We start from the raw sequence: 18,269 nt of genomic DNA on the forward strand, positions 1-18,269 counted from the left end.
GCGGCTCGCGCGTCAACACGCCGAAGGATGTGAGCAGTTCGTGCCCCGTCTTCGCCCGGCCCGTATGCCTGCGGGCCGGGCCCCGGTGCGGAGGCCGGTGCTGTCGTTGCTGACCGGGGGCGTGCGGACGGTGCGTCGCGGGTGACGCACCGCATCCGGAATCCTGGTTCGCCCCGGGCGCGGTCGGTGACCGGGCGGAGTCGACGGCCCGCGCTCGGGTACGCTCCGTTGGATGCGAGTGGTACTGGAACCGAAGGCTCCGGATGCGGCCCCCGTGGCCGCTCCGTGCGGCGCCAGGTGCCCTGCTCGCGACCCACGGAGCTGCGACGGGACTGCCGGGGACTCGGTCCCGCGGGTGGCGGCGCGCCTCTGTTCGACTCTCCGCAGCACGCGTCGCACAGTATGGACCACGCGTACTCCTTCGCGCTGGAATATGCCCGAAGCGCTTGTTGCGGTGACTGTACGTCAACCATGCTGTCTCGTATGGGAGTCACGTTCCGTGACCCTGAGGAGGCGCTAGGCGATGTGTCCGCCGGTTCGGATGGTGTGAGCGGTGCAGGTGCTTCAGGTTCAGCTGGAGGTCGGGCCGGATCCCGCGGAAGTGGGACGCGCCCGCAGATGGGCGCGGTCGCGGCTGATCGGGTCCGGGATGGAGGACGACGAGCCGCTCGCGGAAACGCTCATCCTGCTGATCTCGGAGCTCGTCACCAACGCGGTGGTCCACACGGGCTGTCCGGCCGTGCTGCGGATGCTGTTCGGCCCCGCGAACCCCAGCGGTTCGGCGGGGACGGTGCGGGTCGAGGTCGCCGACAACAGCTGCCGTCCGCCCCAGCCGCGTCACGCGGCGGGTGAGGACACCGGCGGCCGCGGCCTGGAGCTGGTGGACGGCCTGGCGGACCGCTGGGGCTGGCAGCCGGAGGGCGCGGGCAAGCGCATCTGGTGCGAGATCGACCGCAGCGTGCCGGTGATGGTTCCGGTCGTCCAGGAGCAGCCCGGTGACCCGGCCCGACTCTGACGGGACCCTCAGCGCCTCGTGGACGCCGAGCGGAAAGTCCGCCGGTAGACGGTGGGCGACACCCCGAGCGCGGCCTGTACGTGCTGCCGCAGGGAGGTGGCCGTGCCGAAGCCGGCGTCCCGTGCCACCTGGTCGACCGACAGATCGGTGGACTCCAGCAGCTGCCTTGCCCGCTCCACCCTCTGCTGGGCGAGCCACTGCCCCGGGCTGATGCCCACCTCCTCGCGGAAGCGGCGGGTGAAGGTGCGCACGCTCATGGACTCCTGACGCGCCATGTCGCGCAGCAGGATCGGCTGTTCCAGCCGGCTCAGCGCCCACGCACGCGCCGTCGTCGTCGTGGCGAGTCCCGCTTCCGGCAGCGGGCGTCTGATGAACTGTGCCTGGCCGCCGTCGCGGTGCGGGGGGACGACCGTGCGGCGGGCGACGTCGTTGGCGACGGCGGTGCCGTGGTCGCGCCGCACGATGTGCAGGCACAGGTCGATCCCGGCGGCCACGCCGGCCGAGGTCAGCACGTCCCCGTCGTCGATGAACAGGACGTCCGGATCGACGCGGATCTTCGGGAACAGCCGCTGGAAGTGATCGGCCGAGGACCAGTGGGTGGTCGCGGGGCGCCCGTCGAGGAGTCCGGCCGCGGCGAGGACGTAACCGCCCGTGCAGATGGAGACCATACGGGTCCCCGGCCTGACGAGTCCGAGGGCGGCGGCCAGTTCGCCGGTGAGCCGGCCCTCCTCGTGGACGGGGCCGAGTTCGTAGGAGGCCGGGACGACGACCGTGTCGGCGGTGGCGAGTGCTTCCGGACCGTGCTCGGCCATGATGCTGAAGTCGGCGTCGGTGCGGACCGGACCCGGCGGGCGGACCGAGCAGGTCACCACCGTGTACAGCTTCTCGCCGGTGCCGGTCTGCGCGCGGCCGAAGATGCGCTGCGGGATGCCCAGTTCGAAGGGGATCACCCCGTCAAGGGCGAGCACGACGACACGGTGGCGCATCTCGGCTCCTGCTCTGCGACGGATTGGGTGGGGCCCGGTACTGCCTGATAAACGTACCGGCCATGAAGAGCAAGCAGACCGCCCGCGCCTCCGTTCCCGGGGCCGTCGTCATCCGCGTCACCGCTGTGGCCGCGGCACTCGTGACCGTTGCGGCGGGTCTGGGTGTCCGCTCGACGGCGGGCGGGGACGGGGCGAAGTACGCGGGTGACGCCCTCTACACCGTGCTGATCCACGCACTCGTGGTCCTCCTCGTGCCCCGGGTGCGGCCGTTGCCGGCCGCGGGTGTCGCGCTGGCCGTGAGCTGGGCGGTGGAACTGGCCCAGCTCACGGGCGTGCCGGCGGGACTGGCACGGCAGAGCGCGGTGGCGCGGCTGGTGCTCGGCTCCACGTTCAACGCCCCGGACCTGTTCTGGTACGCGGTGGGAGCGGCCCTGGCCTGGGCCGTTCACAGCCTGCTGACGGGCGGGCGTTCCCCCGACCGGCACTGACCCGGGTGGCCCGATTCCTGCGAAGGGTGTCTGTCCAGCCACTCGTGCGGGGATGGCCACCGGCCGGATGCTGAGCGGCGTGAACCGGCCAACCGACAGAACGACGACCGAGTACGCCCCCCGCCCCCGCCCTCGCTCCCGTCCCCGGATACACCGTGCCTGGATCGTCGCAGCCGTCACCTTCGTGACGATCGTCGGCGGCGCGGCCTTCAACTCCCTGCCGGGCCTCTTCGTCGAGCCCCTCCACGACGAATTCGGCTGGACGTACGGCGAGATCGGTCTCGCCGTCTCCATCGACATGGCGCTGTACGGGCTGACCGCGCCGTTCGCGGCCGCCCTCATGGACCGGTTCGGCATCCGCCGGGTCGTGGTCGTCGCGCTCGGCGCGGTCGCGGCCGGGGCACTGGCGAGTTACTGGATGACGGCGGCCTGGCAGCTGATGCTCTACTGGGGCCTGCTCGTCGGCCTGGGTACCGGCTCGATGGCGATGGCGTTCTCGGCGACCGTCACCCACCGCTGGTTCGCCGCCCGCCGCGGACTGGTCACCGGGATCCTCACCGCGGCCGGGGCCTCGGGCCAGCTGGTCTTCCTGCCGCTGTGTGCCTGGATCGTCGACGAGCACGGCTGGCGACCGGCCACGCTCACGGTGGCGCTGGCGGCGCTCGTCGTCGTCCCGTTCGTCTGGCTCCTGATGCGGGACCACCCGGCCGACGTGGGCCTCGCCCCGTACGGCGGCACGTACGTGGAGAAGCCGGCACCCGCGAGGGGCGCCGCGCGCCGGACCGTGCGCGTGCTGTTCGACGCGGCCCGCACGGGCCCGTTCTGGCTGCTCGCGGGCTCGTTCGCGATCTGCGGCGCGTCCACGAACGGCCTGATGCGCACCCACTTCATCCCCTCGGCCCATGAGCACGGCATGCAGATCACCGCGGCGGCCTCGCTGCTGGCCGTCATCGGTGTCTTCGACATCATCGGCACGATCTTCAGCGGCTGGCTCACGGACCGGTTCGACGCCCGCAGACTGCTGGCCGTCTACTACGCGCTGCGCGGCGTCTCGCTGCTCTTCCTGCCGATGCTGATGGCTCCGACGGTGCGTCCGTCGATGGTCTTCTTCATCGTCTTCTACGGACTCGACTGGGTCGCCACGGTCCCGCCGACCCTGGCCCTGTGCCGGCAGCAGTACGGCGAGGACAGTGCGATCGTCTTCGGCTGGGTCCTGGCGTCGCACCAGGTCGGGGCGGCCCTGGTGGCGTTCCTGGGCGGGGTCGTCCGGGACGTGACCGGCTCGTACGACCTGGTCTGGTACGCCTCCGGAGCGCTGTGCGCGACGGCCGCCCTGATGGCCCTGGTGATCCGCGGAAAACAGGCTGCCACCCTGTGACACCCGGGGCCGGCGGCCACCGCTATGGTGACTGCCCGTCCAGGGGCGGGCGGGTCGGACGGGGGTGCGGCGCACGATGCGTGGACGCGGTGCGGGCGGATCGGTGCCCATGGGGCGGGACGGCACCGTGGCCATGCTGGCCTGCGCCGGACAACTGGGGGCCCTGCTGGCCGGCTTCGTCGTGGTGCAGTTCGGCCGCACGGACGAGTACGGGAGGCCGCCGGGCGCGCTGCTGGGCCTGCTGTGCGTGGTGGTCTTCGGCCCGCCGCTGCTGCTCCTCCTCGGAGCGCTCCACACGTTCGTCGTGACGGCGCCCGTGGCCCTCGCGGCCGGCGTGGTGGCTCGGCGCACGCGGGGCCCGGTGTGGCAGTGGCAGGTGGCGCTCCTCATGGTGCTGGCGGCGGTGTACGCGCTCGCGGTGGCCCAGGCCGGCGCCCCGTACGTCCCCGCCTGGGCCTGGATCGCGGGGAGCGGCGTCCTGCCGCTGCTCGGCGTCGGCCTGTTCCGGCGGAGCGAGCGCGGGCGGGACGCGCCGGTCGGCACGGGAGCCCTGTGGTTCCTCTCGCTCACCGCGGGGGCGCTGCTCACCGTGGTGTCCGTGGTGTCCTGTGTGGTCGCCCTCGCCACCGGGCTCATCGGGGACTACTCGCCGCCGCAGCTCACCAGGGCGCAGCTGGTCGGTGTATGGAAGGGCGACGGAGGGGCCGAGATCCGGCTGGACGACGGGGGCGGTGCGGTTCTCACGGCGGTGCCGTACGAGTTCATGGACGACGAGGGCCGCTGCGACGGCCGGAGCTCGTGGAGGTATGTCCCCGGGGACGGCACCGCCGGAGGGACGGTCGAGTTCGAGCCCGTGGGGGCCTGTGTCCTGGACACCTGGACGGTCGGAGGCACCGCCGAACGGCCCGAGCTCTACGAACTGGTCGGTGACCCGGACGCGGGCGACGTCCGGATCCTGGTGCGTCAGGACGCACCCTGACCCCGGACGCGCCCGTCACCCCGTCCTGGCCAGCCGCCCGGCTATCTTCCGCGCGTCCCGGGCGATCTCGCGGAGCATGCCGCTGATCGGGTTGGTGAAGCCGGTGAAGTGGAGGTTCGGTGCCGCGTCCGGGGTGCGGGCGCCGTGCACCACGGGGCGGCCCCTGCGGTCCAGTACGCCGAGATGGCCGACCAGGCCCTCCAGGGCGCGTTCGTAGCCGGTCGCCGCGACGACCGCGTCCGGGGTGATCCGCGTTCCGTCCGCCAGCACCACGGCGTCACCGTCGAACGACTCGACCGCCGCCACGGGGACCACCCGGCCTTTCTTCACCGCGTTGATCAGCCCGACGTCCTGGACGGGAATCGCGCCTTCCTTCACCCGGGAGTAAAGGCCCGTGTCCGGGCGGGGGAGGCCTTGCGCCGCGAGGTCGGGGACGGAGACGCGGCACATCAGGCGGCCTGCCCGGTCGACGAGCCGGACCGGCAGCCGGCGGACCAGGACGGCGGTCGCCTGGGCGGGCCAGCCGGCGGTGGAGCGGCGCACGATGTGCGGGGCCGTGCGGACCGCGATCCGCACCCGGGAGGCACCGCCCTCGACCAGGTCCACGGCGATCTCCGCCCCGGTGTTGCCGATACCGACGACGAGGACGTCCTTGCCGGCGTAGGGGGCCGGGCTGCGGTACTCCGCGGCGTGCAGCAGTTCGCCGGTGAAGCCCTCGCGGCCCGGCCACAGGGGGATCTTCGGGGTGTGGTTGAAGCCGGTGGCCACCACGACCGCCCGGCCGGTCAGCACCCGGCCGCCCGTCGCGCTCAGCTGCCAGCCCGTGCCGTCGCCGGTCCGGTCGATCCGGGACACCTCGACGCCCGTCACCACCTCCAGCTCGTGGTGCTCGGCGTACTTCTCCAGGTAGCGCACCATGTCGTCGCGCGACACCCAGCGCCCGAACCTGCGGGGCATCGCCAGCCCCGGCAGCGCCGACCAGCGCCGGGTCGTGTGGAGGTGCAGCCGGTCGTAGTGGCGGCGCCAGGACGCCCCGACGCGGCCGGACTTCTCCAGGACCACCGCCCGCACGCCCTGCTCCCGCAGGGCCGCCGCGACAGCGAGGCCGCCCGGACCGCCGCCGATCACGTAGACCGGCCGGCCGTCGGTGCGGTCGACGGGGGCGGTGGGGACATCACCGGGTGCGGGGGTGCGTTCGGGCATGGTTCGGAGCGTAATGGGACATGGACATGATGGGTTCCGGTACGGGTGGAAATCGGTTGCGAAATGATCACGGGGCCGGAGGGCCGGCCCTCCTCAGAGCCCCGGCGCACCCCACACCGGGAACCAGCGCGCGAGGTCGCCCTCCACCCGGAGGTCGTCACCGAGCACGGCCCGCACCTGGAGCTCCAGCTGGTTGTCCCGTCTCTCCCCGCCGCCCGGAGAGGGGGCGAACGGATAGAACGTGCCCCGCTTGTAGAGGTAGACGAGCGCCAGCGGACGCCCTTCCGGATTCCGGAACCCGATCATCGAGCAGAGCAGATGCGGGCCGAAGCCACCTTCCTGGAGGAGGGTGTTGACCGCGTGCAGGTCGTTGACCAGGGCAGCCGTGTCGTCGGGCTCCTGGCGGGCGAGCAGCCATGTGTACCCGTAGGTGTCCTGGCCGAACTCGACCGGGATCCCGCCGCGTCGGGTGTCCGCGTCGAGCAACTCCCGTACGTCCTGCCGGATACGGGCGAACGTGCCGCCCTCCACCCCCGCGAAGCACACCGAACCGAGCCCCGTCGGCGTGAAACCGGTGCCCGCCCGGAGCGTGAGCGCGGCGGACGGCACGGCGAAGAGCTGGTCGAGGTCGGGGCGGACCGGTTTGCTGCGTCCCAGGATGCTGTCGAGCAGACCCACAGGAGCTCCTTACGGGTGGGACAGGCCGGCGGAGATGCGGGCCAGCTGGTCCAGACGCTGTTCGAGGGGCGGGTGCGAGGAGAGCAGCCGCCCCAGGCTCTCCTTGGCGGCGAAGGCGGGCACGAAGTAGAAGGCGTTGTACGGCTCCGCCTTCCGCAGGTCCTCCGTCGGGATCCTCGCCATCTGGCCGCTGACCTTGGTCAGGGCGGAGGCGAGCGCCGAGGGGCGGCCGGTGAGGAGGGCGGCCGTGCGGTCGGCGGAGAGCTCGCGGTAGCGGGAGAGCAGCCGGGTCAGCAGGAAGCTCAGGGCGTAGACGACCGCGCTGACGAGTGGGATGAGCATGAGGAGGACGCCCGCGGGGTCGTTGCCCCGGCTGTTGCGGGCCAGGCCGCCCCACAGGGCGACCCGGGTCACGATGCCGGCGAGGACCCCGAGGAAGGACGCGATCGTCATCACGGCCACATCGCGGTGCGCGACGTGTGACATCTCGTGGGCCAGGACGCCTTCGAGCTCCTCGGGCTCCAGTCTGCGCAGCAGCCCGGTCGTGGCGCAGACCAGGGCGGTCCGCTCGCTGCGGCCGGTCGCGAAGGCGTTCGGCACGTCGCTCCGTGCGACGGCCACCCGGGGCTTGGGCATGTCGGCGAGGGCGCAGATCCGGTCGATCGCGCCGTGCAGCTCCGGTGCCTCCTGCGGGGTGACCTCCCGGGCGCCCATGCCGTACGCCGCTATGCGGTCGCTGAACCAGAACTGGGCGACGAACAGGCCGCCCGCGACGACCAGGACGACGGGCCAGGCGCCGCGCAGGACGGCCAGCAGCACGCCCACGAGGACCACGTACAGCAGGCCGATGAAGAACATCGTGCTCACCATGCGGGTGGTCAGGCCGCGGTCCGGGGCGTAACGGGAACGGGTCCGTGCCATGGGTGCCTCCAGCAGCTCACCTGTCTCCCATAGTGCCCCCTTCCCGTGGAAACCGGGTGAAAGCGGTTCAGGGCCAGAGGAGCTCGCGGGTCCAGCCCGTACCCTCCCGGCGGTAGCGCAACCGCACGTGCCGACGCCGGTCGTCGCCCTGGAAGAACTCCACCTCCTGCGGCTCGACCACGTACCGCGTCCAGGTCTCCGCCTCGGCGCCGGGTTCCGCCCGCGCGCGCTCCCAGGCCGCCTCGGAGGCCCGTACGAGGTCCTCGTGCGCGGGCAGCACCTCACTCTGCGACCCGGTCAGCGCGGCGGCCAGTGCGCCGGTGGACCTGGCATGCAGATCGGCCTGGCTCTCCTCACGGCTCCCGGGGACCGCAGTACCCCGTACGCGCACCTGGCGGCCCTGGGCGGGCCAGTAGAAGCCGAGCGCCGCGTAGGGGTGGCCGGCGAGCTGGCGGCCCTTCGCGCTGGTGGCGTGGGTGGCGAAGTGCCAGCCGCGCTCGTCCGCGTCGTGCAGCATCAGCGTGCGCACATCGGGCCGGCCCCCGGCGTCGGCGGTCGCCAGGCTCATGGTGTGCGGTTCGCTCTGTCCGGCCGCCACCGCCTCGGCGAACCAGGCGTGGAAGAGGGGGAGCGGGGCGGCGGGCGCCGCGGAAGGGTCGAAGCGCGGAAGGGGTGCGTCCCAGACGCGCTGGGCGTGAAGCAGGTCGCGGAAGTCGTTCTGTGCGTCGCTCATGTGCCCATTGCACCGCGTCCCCGGCCGGTGCGGAAACGCCGGCGGCGGACCACCGGAGTGGTCCGCCGTCGGTGAGACAGGACGTGGAGGCCCACGGAAGGTGCGGCGCCCGGCGCGTGGGGAGGAGGCGGGGCTGCCGGGGCCTACCTGACCGGCTTCTTGCCGGTGATGCCCAGATGGACCAGCAGGGCCAGGTTGGGACGGAGATCGGCCTGCTTCACGCCCCAGGTGGTGAAGCCCTTCTGGTGCGAGGCGACCCCCGACAGCATGACGACCAGGGAGCCCGCCACCGCGGCGGGGCTGACGTCCTTGTCCACCCTGCCCTTGGACTGGAGCTCCTTGACCGCGTCCGTCAGGGAGTTGGTGACCGAGTTCAGGACCTTCATGCGGATCTTGTAGAACCGCTTGTCGCCCTCGGCGGCGCCGAGATCGACGACGCGGAGGATCGCGTCGTGGCGTCGCCAGAAGTCGAGGAAGCCTTCTACGAGTTCCTCGGAAGCCTGCCAGGCGGCCTTGCCGACCCAGGAGCGGCCGCCGACCAGTTCGGTCAGTCCGGCGCCTTCCTTGGCCATTTCCTCTGCGAGTTCGAGAACGGCGCCCTCGACATCGGGGAAATACTGGTAGAAAGTCGCGGGTGAAGTCCCCGCCTTCCGGGCCACGTCGATGACTTTGACGTCCCGGTACGGCGAGGAGCTGAGCATCTCGCTGAGGCAGTCGAGCAGCTTCTGCCGCGTCGCCTGACCTCGCCGACCAGCCACGCGGCCGTCGACGGTGCGTACTTGTCCTGTCATGCCGTCAGCTTACCGAGGGGTGATCCGGGCGCTATCTGACCGACTGCAAATGGGGAACGCCTCAGTGCGGGCGGGGTCGAAAGCGTAATTCCCGGTGATGCCGGCTCGCTTTTCCGTGGGGGATGCGGCGTTTAGTGAATTGCTCCTCCCCCACGTCCCGCCACGTCCCGTCGTCACGGTGCGATGTTGTTATCAACAGCCTGTGGATAACTTCGGTGGACAACCTTCGTCCATGCAGGACGCAGACCTTCACGATTCGGGCAAAGGTTCTATTCAGGCCCTCGAAGCGCGCCGCGGGGCCTCCGACGTTACGTTGAGTGTGACGGGCGTCACGGCTGCCCGGCCGCGGTCCACACGGTGTCCACAGGGACGTGCGGCCACCGCCGCCGCGGCATCTTCGAGGTTTCCTCACGACCTCCGCGACCTCCGCGACCTCACAGCGACGGAAGGACCGGGCCATGGCGGCATTCGCGCAGTCCGCGCCGTGCTGGGTGGATGTGCAGCTCTCCGACCTCGAGGCCGGCAAGCGCTTCTACGGCGGGCTCTTCGGCTGGACCTTCCACGCGGGCGACGGCATGCCCTTCGCCGACGCCTACCGCGACAACGAACTCGTCGCCGCGCTCGCCGCCAAACAGGACGGCCGCATGCCCACGACCTGGGGCGTCTACTTCTCCACCGACGACATCCGCGCCACCGTCGCCCTGGTCAGGAAGTCGGGCGGGCAGGTGATCACCGAACCGGTGCGGGCCGGCGGGGCCGGGATCCTCGCCCAGGCGGCCGACCCCGGCGGCGCGGTCTTCGGCCTCTGGCAGGCCGGCGCGCGCGCCGGCTTCGAGAAGCAGAACGCGCCGGGCTCCTTCTGCTGGACCGAGCTCTACACCCGGCAGCCGGAGCGCGTGGACGTCTTCTACGAGGAGGTCTTCGGCTTCCAGGGGACCGACATCGATCTGCCGGGCGAGGCCGGAACCCCGGAACCGTTCCGCATCTGGTCCCCCGCCGGGACCGAGCCGGGCGAGGACACCGCGGTCGGCGGGCGCGCGCTGATCTCGGACGCGTTCCCCGCCATGCTGCCCAGCTACTTCCTCAGCTACTTCGCCGTAGCCGACTGCGACCGCACCGTCGAGACCGCGACACGCCTCGGTGGCCGGATCACGGCCCCGCCCCTGGACATCCCGTACGGACGGATGGCGGTCCTCCAGGACGACCAGGGGGCGGCTTTCGCCGTACTCCAGCCGACCGAGCTGCTGCCCTGACCGTCCCGGACGTGTCCTGAAAGGGGTGGAGTGTTACAAGACACCCCGATCCGCCCCCGGGTTCGCAACCAGGCCCCGGGACAGGAAGAATCAGGGTGCGCACCGCCAAGTGGTGCCCAGTGGTGAGACGCTGCACAGGGCGGGATTTCGCGGGCTTCTGTTTCCTGAGGTCCGTACGGGGAGGTGGCAGGCAAGTGGAGCAGCTGACGCAGCATGACCCGAGGCGGATCGGCCCGTTCGAGGTGCTGGGACGGCTCGGGGCCGGCGGCATGGGGCTGGTCTATCTGGCGCGATCGGCGTCGGGCCGACGGGTGGCGATCAAGACGGTCCGTACGGAACTGGCCGAGGACCAGCTGTTCCGGGTCCGCTTCACGCGTGAGGTGGAGGCCGCTCGCGCGGTCAGCGGTTTCTACACGGCCGCCGTGGTCGACGCCGATCCGAGGGCTGCCGTGCCCTGGCTGGCGACCGCCTACGTCCCCGCTCCCTCCCTCGAGGAGATAGTGAGTGAGTGCGGACCGATGCCGACGCAGGCCGTGCGCTGGCTGGCCGCCGGCATCGCCGAGGCCCTCCAGTCGATCCACGGTGCCGGTCTCGTGCACCGTGACCTGAAGCCGTCCAACGTCCTCGTGGTCGAGGACGGGCCGCGGGTGATCGACTTCGGCATCGCGTCCGGCGTCTCCAACACCCGGCTGACCATGACGAACGTCGCGGTGGGCACGCCCGCGTACATGTCTCCGGAACAGGCCCGCGACTCGCGCAGCGTGACGGGCGCCAGCGACGTGTTCTCGCTCGGATCGACCCTCGTCTTCGCGGCGACGGGGCACGCGCCCTTCCACGGGGCGAATCCGGTCGAGACCGTGTTCATGCTGCTGAGGGAGGGCCCGGACACGGAAGGGCTCCCCGACGACCTTCGTCCGCTCATCGAGTCGTGCATGCAGATGGACGCGTCACGACGGCCCAGCCCCGCGGATCTGCAGTCCCAGCTGGCCCCGCACCTGTTCGCCTCCGGCAGCGACGACAGCGGCACGGCGTCCGCCTGGCTGCCGACCGTCGCCACGGCGATGATCGAGCAGCGCCGCGGCGGCGGCCGCACCGTCGCCGCCGCGCCGGCCCCCGTGGTCATCCCTCCGCCCCCGCAGCAGCCGCCACCGGGTGCCGACCGGGGGGCGTGGCGCGGGGACGACCTGCGGACCGCCCCGGTCCCCGCACCGATGCCGGCGCCAGCCCCGGACGGCGGCCCCGTGCGGCTGCCCGGTGCAAAGGTGCCGATCGGTCCCGGGCCGCGCCCGGTGGACGTACGCGGCCCCGCCGCCGCGCACGCCGACCCGGCCACCGGCTGGGTGCGCGCGCCCGGCGGGCACACCGCGGCCGCTCCGGCCGCTCCCGTGCCCGCCCCCGCTTCACCCCCGGACGCGGCTCCCGCAGCGCCGGAGCGCTGGCGGCCGTGGCGTTTCCGCATGTCGAACGACGTGTGGGGCACGCCCGTCGTGGTCGGCGACCTGTTGTACGTGACGTCCTTCGAGGTCCACGCCCTGGACGTGGGCAACGGGCGCCGCCAGTTCAAGACCCGCGACGTGGCCTGGTCGATGGCGGTCGACGGCGGCCGGATCCACGCGTCGGACGGCCCGTCCCTGTACGCGCTGGACGCCGCGACCGGGGCCGAGCGGTGGCGGCTCCGGACCGACGCCTGGGTGTACTCCCTCAAGGCCGACCGAGGCACCGTCCTGACCGGGACACGAGGCGGCGGCGTACAGGCGTGGGAGGCGTCCAGCGGCGAGAAGCTCTGGGAGGCCCGGGGTGTCCAGACGGACTTCGAGACGCCCGAGGCCGGTCCCGTCATCCACGACGGCACGGTGTTCCTGTGGCAGGACGCCAGGCTGCGGGCCGTCGACGCGCGCACCGGTACGGAGCGGTGGTCGTACCCCATCGGTGACGCCGCCTCCTGTGGCGGGGTACCGGTCCGGGTGACCCCCGCGCCCGACGGCTTCGTGTACGTCGCGGCGGGGACCCGGGTGCTGGCCGTGGACGCCGTCTCGGGCCGGGTGCGCTGGCACTTCGAGTCGCCGGCGGTCTTCCTCTCCCCGCCCGCGTTCGCGCCTGGCCCGGCGGTCACGGGCGGCGGGGTCTACCTCGCCGACTACCTGGGCACCGTGTACGCGCTGGACGCCTCCACCGGCAAGGACCGCTGGCGGATCGCGACGGAGTCCCGTCAGTCCATCGAGCCCGTGCTGGTCACCGCCGGGAACGTGCACGTCGGCAGCGGCAGCGCCCTGTACACCCTCGACGCGGTGACCGGGACACCGAAGTGGCGCTTCGCGGCGGGCGGCGAGGTGGTCGGCGCCCCGGTGGTCGCGGACGGCCGGGTCCACTTCGGTTCCGCGGACCACGTTCTCTACACCCTGGACGCGGCGGGTGGCCAGCTCCGCTGGAAGCTGGCCACGGGCGGCGAGATCACGGGCTCCCCGGTGGCGCAGGCGGGCGTCGTGTACGCGTGCAGCAAGGACCGCTGCGTGTACGCCCTGGACGCGCTGAAGGGCACGGGGACGGGGAACAGGGCCAGGGCCTGAGGCCTCAGGGGCGGCTCAGGGGTGGGGCGGGTGATACCGGTCCCGGCCCTGCCGGTCGTCCTGATCGGGAGGGGTGTTCCCGTCCTGCACCGGATACGGGGCGGTGTCCTCGTCGGCGGGGGCCGCCCGGTGCCGGCCGGGCCCGGTGTACGGATCCGCCTCGGGCTCCGGCCCGGGGGACGTGTACGCGGCCGGACCCGGCTCCTGCGTCGGCGGCCAGGTGTCCGGATGGTCGTCCGGCGGTACGGGATAGGGGTCCGGCCCGGCGGTACGCCTCGTCCGTGCGGCTCGCCGACGCCCCGACATCAGCAGCGCGCCCAGCAGGAGCAGGAGACCGCCGGCCAGCGCCTGTGCCACGCCCCAGCGGAGCCCGCCGCCGTCACCGTCGACCGTCAGGCTTCCGGCGTCCTGCCCCTGCCGGACCATCCACAGCACGGTGAAGCCGATCACGATCAGGCCGGCGAGGGCCACCACCCAGCGCGAGCGGAGCACGACTCCCACGAGGGTCACCAGTGCGGCGAAGAGGAACGGCAGGAGGATCGAGCCCATCACGGACGACGAGACGCCGGTGATGCCGCCGAAGAGGTCCTGGATGCGGTAGTCCCGCCCGAGGCGGTCGTCGTACCAGCTGTGGAAGGGGCTCTGTACGGCCGCGGCGGCGCCCACGAGAGCGACGACGGAGCCGAGGACATTGCGGATCATCGACAGCCTCCCGGGCCTTGGCGCACGGCTGTGCGCACCGCTCCCCGGACCGACGCTACGCCGGGCCGATCTGCCCTGCCATCGGAGACCAGTGCGAGACCGTGACAGGGTCATGACGCGACCATGGGTGAGTGCCCGGAATGCTGTGCGTTACGGTGTCGCGCGGCCGTGCGGCGGCCGAGGAAGCCGACTACAGCTAGGGGGGCTGCATCGATGATGCGGCGGCAGATCAGGTTCGCGGCGGTGCTGGTCGTGGTGGTGCTCGCGCTCACCGGATTCTCCACGGCCAGCCACGGCGGCAGGAGCGGGAAGAGCAGCGGCGGCTCCGGCGGTGGGGGCTGCTCCAGCTCCAAGAAGAGCAACAACGGCTACCGCGACTACGACCACGACAGCTCGTCGAGCTCGTCCGGCGGCTCCACGTACGAGTCGGCCACCCCGGAGGCGACGGCCTCGGACGCCCCTTCCCTGCGCGTCGTCCGCTGTGCCCAGCCCAAGAAGGGCAAGCGCAGGGCGCAGACCTCCTCGTCGATCGAGATCCGTTCGACCGCGATGACCACGCAGGTGTACGAGGTGGACGTGACGTTCGTCGACGCCAAGGGGCTGACCGTCGACACGGGCGAGGCCGAGGTCGAGCTCGGCGCCGGTGACTCCACGATCATCTCCGTCCCCATGGACAGCCCCCGCCTGGTCTCCCGCGTGAAGCGCTGCCAGGTCGCGGCGGAGTCGCGCTACTGACGTCGTTCGGCATGGTGCCTGGTACGGCAACCAAGAAGTACACGGTCACGCTGCCCGAGGAGCTCGCCGAGGAGATCCGGAGCGAGGACGACATGCGCAAGCTGTGCCGGGCGGAGGTGCAGGTCCGGGCGTTGTGAGCCGGGAGCGCGGACGAGGGCCCGAGCCGGTCGGCTCGGGCCCTCGTGCTGTACGACCGCGGACGTACAGCGGCCGCGACGGCTCCCCCTCCGCGCCGCCGCGGCCGCTCCCCGTGCGGGTGAGGTCTACTTGGGCGTCGGGGCCGACGCGTGGTTGTCCAGCGTGGTGATCTCGCCGCCCGACGCGTGGTTGTCCTGCGTGGTGGCGACGCCGGCGTCGGCGTCGGACGCGTGGTTGTCCTGCGGCTTGAGGAGGTCGTCCTTGGCTTTCTTCGCTTCGCTCATCGTCAGCTCCCGTTCGTCATTCCATGCAAAGGTCGGCGATGCCCGCCCGGCAATTCCCCCGTGGATCGCCGGGCGGGCATCTCAGGGCCGCTCACCCTACTGGGACGGCCGTACCCTCGATCCGCCTGCCCCCCGACGCGACGGCTCGATGAACTACAGACTGGCGGCCGGCGATAAACGAACGATGAACGCCGCAGCTACGCCGCGGCCACAGGCGTCAGCAGGAGGCGTGTCTCCTCCGCCTCGGGTGCGCCCAACTGGTCGTAGATGGCGAGGGCTTCGTGCCAGCAGGCCCGTGCGCGGTCAGGCTGGCCGATGCTGTCGAGAGCTTTGCCGAGCACGGTCAGTACCGTGCCGCGGCGCCACTCGCCGCCGATACCCCGGAGCGCGATCGCCTGCTCCGCGTGAGCAGCCGCCAGGGTGGGACGATGCGCGGCGAGGTGAGCCTCAGCCAGCCGGAAGTGCGTGACGCCTTCCCACAGTGGCTGCCGGTTGTCGTGGAAGAGCGCCAGCGCTTCGGTGAGCTGGTTCAGGGCTTCGGGCAGCCGGCCCGCTCGGGTCAGTGCGATGCCCAGGGCGTACCGGCCGTTGGCCAGACGGAGGCTCAGGCCCATCCGGTCGTAGATGTCGATTCCCTGCTGCGCGAGCTCTATCGCGCTCGGGATGCGGCCGAGGGACACATGGATCCGGGAGAGATTGCAGAGGGCGCTGGCCTGGCCGACGTAGTTGTTGTCGGCTCGGAAATTCTCGATGGCCTGGAGGAGGTGCCGCTCGCCTTCTTCGTGCCGCCCCTGATAGATGGCGATCACTCCCCGGTCGTTGGGTGCCCAGCAATTGGGAACCGGGTCATCGGCCGCACGTGCCAGCTGCATGGCTCGCTGCGCCTCGGCGTCGGCTTCGTCGAAACGGCCCGCCACGATGTGGACGTTGGTGATGGTGGTCCGGGCACGGCCCTCGGCATGTGCGTCACCGTAGCTCTGGGCTGCGTCCCGCGTCGTCAGGGCCGCCGACTCGTACTGCTTCGAGTTCGCCCCTGACTCCGCCAGGTCCTTCGCGGCCCACAACAGGTCGACCGCTCTGCGGAGCATGCTGTGGCCCGTGGACTGCTGTGCGCAGGCCAGGAGGCAGTTCGCTTCGGAGTAGAGCCAGTCCAGTGCGGAATGGCGGTCCTCGAACGTGATCCCCGGGTGCCGCGTCGGCTCCAGGTGGGCGACCAGCCGGTCCCCCGGCCGCTCCAGCGCGTACACCCCCGCCGCCGTGGCCAGGTAGAAGTCCAGCAGCCGCGACAGCGCCAGCTCCCGTTCCACCGGCGGCTGTTCGTCGCGTTCGGCGCACGCACGCGCGTAGAGGCGGACCAGGTCGTGGTAGCGGTAGCGGCCCGGGGCCGCCGACTCCAGGAGGCTGGTGTCGACCAGGGACTCCAGGAGGTCCTCCGCCGTGTGGTGGTCCAGGTTCAGGACCGCTGCCGCCGCCGCGAGGGAGATGTCCGGGCCGTCCGCCAGGCCCAGGAGGCGGAAGGCGCGGGCCTGGGCCGGCTCCAGCTGGCCGTAGCCGAGCTCGAAGGTGGCCTTCACCGCGAGGTCGCCCGCCTGGAGTTCGTCGAGGCGGCGGCGCTCGTCCGCCAGCTTCGCGGCCAGCACCGAGACCGTCCAGGTGCGGCGCGCGGCCAGCCGGGAGGCGGCGATGCGGATGGCCAGTGGCAGGAAGCCGCACGCGGCCACCACGTCCAGGGCCGCCTCGCGCTCCGAGCGGACGCGTTCGTCGCCGACGATGCGGGTGAAGAGCTGCAGCGCCTCCTCCGGGGACATCACGTCCAGGTCCACCAGGTGCGCGCCGGCCAGGTCGACCATGCGGACGCGGCTGGTGACCAGCGCCGCACAGCCCTCGGTGCCGGGGAGCAGGGGCCGGATCTGGGCCGCGTCATGGGCGTTGTCCAGCAGGACCAGGATGCGGCGGCCGTCGAGGGCGGAGCGGTAGAGGGCGGCCCGCTCGTCCAGGGAGTCAGGGATCGCGGAGTCGGCGGTGCCCAGCGCGCGCAGGAACGCGCCCAGGACCGTCTCGGGTTCGGCGGCCCTGGCATCCGCGCCCTGGAGGTCGACGTACAGCTGGCCGTCCGGGAAGTGCGGGCGCGCCTGGTGGGCGACGTGCACCGCGAGGGTCGTCTTGCCGACGCCGCCGATGCCGGCGAGCGCGGAGACGGCCATGACGGAGCCCTCCGAGGCCACGAGCAGGTCGCCCAGCTCGCGTACGAACGCGGCGCGGCCCGTGAAGTCCGGGACGGTGGCCGGGAGCTGTGCCGGGCGGACCGGGACGGAAGCGGGCGCCGGCTCGTCGGCCGGGCGGGCCAGCTCCTCGTCGGCCCTGAGGATCCGCTGCTGGAGCTGGGCGAGCTCGGGGCGCGGGTCGACGCCCAGCTCCTCCGCGAGCAGGCGGCGGGTGTCGGCGTACACCGCGAGGGCCTCGGCCTGCCGGCCGCTGCGGTACAGGGCGATCATCAGCAGCTCGCGCAGCCGTTCGCGCAAGGGCTGTGCCGCGGTGAGCGCGGTCAGTTCCGAGACGGCCTCCGCGTGGCAGCCGGCCTCCAGGTCCAGGTCCAGGCGGGTCTCGGTGAGCTGGAGGCGCCACTCCTCCAGGCTGGTGCGCTGGTTCTCGGCGTACGGCCCGGGGAGGGAGGCCAGTGCCTCACCGTCCCAGAGGCCGAGCAGCTTGTTGATCAGGGCGCGCGCCTGACCGCGGTCCCCGCTCCTGGCCTTCTCCGCCTCGGACGCCAGGTCCTGAGCGAGAGTCAGGTCGAGGGCCTCGCGTGGGATCCGGACCGCGTAGCCTCCGGACTCGCTGACCAGGGTGTCCTGGCCCAGGACCTTGCGGAGCCGGGACGCGTACGTCCGTACCGTGGCCAGCGCCTGGGACGGGGGGTCGTCGCCCCAGAGGGCGTCGATGAGTTCGGCGGCGGTGGCCGTGCGGCCGTCGCGCAGGAGCAGGGCCGCCAGCAGGGCCCGTTGCTGCGGGGAACCGGACGGCAGGAGCTCGCTGCCGCGCCAGGCGCGTACCGGGCCGAGTACGGTGAAACGCAGATCGGTGCCGGCCACCCGTTCCCGCGGAGCGCGTTGCTCCGGAACGCGCACGCCAGGTCCGTTGTCGCGGTCCATGATGCCCCCTGTCCTGCTTGCCCCGCCGGCGCCGCCGATCCCGCCCTGCTCCGTACCGCTGGTATCGCGCTCAACAGTCTGCCTTGTAACGGGCGGACTCGTCAGCATCGGGTGACCCTCTGCACAGGGCCTCGACAACGACTGGGGGCGAAGGGGACGCGCAGGGCGTACGGCGATGTGGCGGGTGGGGCACCAGAGGCGCGATCGGCCTGCGGCCGCGGCAGGAGCGGAGCCGGAAGAAGGCAGGAGCCCCGTTCCTCCGCCGAAGC

At 72.3% G+C, this 18,269-nt stretch carries 17 protein-coding genes; 8 read left to right on the forward strand and 9 right to left on the reverse strand.

Features of this window, described 5'->3' with window-relative positions; all coding sequences use genetic code 11:
- The first annotated feature begins 553 nt into the window (after positions 1 to 553).
- Positions 554 to 1,015, forward strand: coding sequence for an ATP-binding protein (locus tag OO67_RS04635; protein ID WP_033297493.1), 462 nt, complete (start codon positions 554 to 556; stop codon positions 1,013 to 1,015).
- Between the two features lie 8 nt (positions 1,016 to 1,023).
- On the opposite strand, the gene OO67_RS04640 is transcribed toward OO67_RS04635, so the two are convergent.
- Positions 1,024 to 2,001, reverse strand: a complete 978-nt coding sequence (locus tag OO67_RS04640; RefSeq protein ID WP_033297494.1) for a GlxA family transcriptional regulator — start codon at positions 1,999 to 2,001, stop codon at positions 1,024 to 1,026.
- Between the two features lie 62 nt (positions 2,002 to 2,063).
- Between OO67_RS04640 and OO67_RS04645 the strand changes: the two genes are divergently transcribed.
- The 3 genes from OO67_RS04645 to OO67_RS04655 all read left to right on the forward strand — a co-directional run bounded on the left by OO67_RS04645 (position 2,064) and on the right by OO67_RS04655 (position 4,846).
- The gene (locus tag OO67_RS04645) at positions 2,064 to 2,489 is read left to right on the forward strand and encodes a ribosomal maturation YjgA family protein (RefSeq protein WP_033297495.1); all 426 of its coding nucleotides are present in this window, start codon (positions 2,064 to 2,066) and stop codon (positions 2,487 to 2,489) included.
- Positions 2,490 to 2,556: 67 nt separating this feature from the next.
- Positions 2,557 to 3,867, forward strand: coding sequence for an MFS transporter (locus tag OO67_RS04650; protein WP_078597755.1), 1,311 nt, complete (start codon positions 2,557 to 2,559; stop codon positions 3,865 to 3,867).
- A gap of 76 nt (positions 3,868 to 3,943) precedes the next feature.
- Positions 3,944 to 4,846, forward strand: a complete 903-nt coding sequence (locus tag OO67_RS04655; RefSeq protein ID WP_157841652.1) for a hypothetical protein — start codon at positions 3,944 to 3,946, stop codon at positions 4,844 to 4,846.
- Positions 4,847 to 4,861: 15 nt separating this feature from the next.
- Here OO67_RS04655 and OO67_RS04660 read toward each other — a convergent pair whose 3' ends face one another.
- The 5 genes from OO67_RS04660 to OO67_RS04680 all read right to left on the reverse strand — a co-directional run bounded on the left by OO67_RS04660 (position 4,862) and on the right by OO67_RS04680 (position 9,172).
- On the reverse strand, positions 4,862 to 6,049 hold the full coding sequence (locus OO67_RS04660) for a flavin-containing monooxygenase (protein WP_033297496.1): 1,188 nt from the start codon (positions 6,047 to 6,049) through the stop codon (positions 4,862 to 4,864).
- 93 nt (positions 6,050 to 6,142) lie between these two features.
- Complete coding sequence (gene pspAB, locus OO67_RS04665) at positions 6,143 to 6,727, reverse strand: PspA-associated protein PspAB (protein WP_033297497.1); 585 nt, start codon at positions 6,725 to 6,727, stop codon at positions 6,143 to 6,145.
- A 9-nt stretch (positions 6,728 to 6,736) separates the two neighbouring features.
- Positions 6,737 to 7,648, reverse strand: coding sequence for a zinc metalloprotease HtpX (gene htpX, locus OO67_RS04670; RefSeq protein ID WP_033297498.1), 912 nt, complete (start codon positions 7,646 to 7,648; stop codon positions 6,737 to 6,739).
- Positions 7,649 to 7,715: 67 nt separating this feature from the next.
- Positions 7,716 to 8,381 carry a pyridoxine/pyridoxamine 5'-phosphate oxidase gene (locus OO67_RS04675; RefSeq protein ID WP_033297499.1) on the reverse strand — a complete coding sequence of 222 codons (666 nt, stop codon included), beginning with the start codon at positions 8,379 to 8,381 and terminating at the stop codon, positions 7,716 to 7,718.
- 143 nt (positions 8,382 to 8,524) lie between these two features.
- The gene (locus OO67_RS04680; protein WP_078597635.1) at positions 8,525 to 9,172 is read right to left on the reverse strand and encodes a TetR family transcriptional regulator; all 648 of its coding nucleotides are present in this window, start codon (positions 9,170 to 9,172) and stop codon (positions 8,525 to 8,527) included.
- Positions 9,173 to 9,630: 458 nt separating this feature from the next.
- Here OO67_RS04680 and OO67_RS04685 point away from each other — a divergent pair, with 458 nt between their 5' ends.
- Entirely contained in the window at positions 9,631 to 10,425 is a 795-nt protein-coding gene (locus OO67_RS04685; protein WP_033297501.1) for a VOC family protein, read from the forward strand.
- Between the two features lie 194 nt (positions 10,426 to 10,619).
- The gene (gene afsK / locus OO67_RS04690; RefSeq protein WP_033297502.1) at positions 10,620 to 12,992 is read left to right on the forward strand and encodes a protein serine/threonine kinase AfsK; all 2,373 of its coding nucleotides are present in this window, start codon (positions 10,620 to 10,622) and stop codon (positions 12,990 to 12,992) included.
- A gap of 15 nt (positions 12,993 to 13,007) precedes the next feature.
- Here the strand turns inward: afsK and OO67_RS04695 are convergent, their stop codons facing one another.
- Positions 13,008 to 13,694, reverse strand: a complete 687-nt coding sequence (locus OO67_RS04695; RefSeq protein ID WP_033297503.1) for a hypothetical protein — start codon at positions 13,692 to 13,694, stop codon at positions 13,008 to 13,010.
- A gap of 213 nt (positions 13,695 to 13,907) precedes the next feature.
- Between OO67_RS04695 and OO67_RS04700 the strand changes: the two genes are divergently transcribed.
- Positions 13,908 to 14,429: a hypothetical protein gene (locus OO67_RS04700; protein WP_033297504.1), complete on the forward strand. Its 522-nt coding sequence runs from the start codon at positions 13,908 to 13,910 to the stop codon at positions 14,427 to 14,429.
- 11 nt (positions 14,430 to 14,440) lie between these two features.
- Positions 14,441 to 14,566 (forward strand): hypothetical protein, encoded by a 126-nt coding sequence (locus tag OO67_RS40430; protein WP_279626890.1) that lies wholly within the window; start codon positions 14,441 to 14,443, stop codon positions 14,564 to 14,566.
- A gap of 126 nt (positions 14,567 to 14,692) precedes the next feature.
- Here OO67_RS40430 and OO67_RS04705 read toward each other — a convergent pair whose 3' ends face one another.
- Positions 14,693 to 14,851, reverse strand: coding sequence for a hypothetical protein (locus tag OO67_RS04705; protein WP_033297505.1), 159 nt, complete (start codon positions 14,849 to 14,851; stop codon positions 14,693 to 14,695).
- A gap of 197 nt (positions 14,852 to 15,048) precedes the next feature.
- On the reverse strand, positions 15,049 to 18,000 hold the full coding sequence (afsR, locus tag OO67_RS04710) for an SARP-family global regulator AfsR (RefSeq protein WP_033297506.1): 2,952 nt from the start codon (positions 17,998 to 18,000) through the stop codon (positions 15,049 to 15,051).
- Positions 18,001 to 18,269 lie beyond the last annotated feature (269 nt).

It is taken from the genome of Streptomyces atroolivaceus (genome assembly GCF_000717025.1).
In the GTDB taxonomy this organism is placed as follows: Bacteria; Actinomycetota; Actinomycetes; order Streptomycetales; family Streptomycetaceae; genus Streptomyces; species Streptomyces atroolivaceus.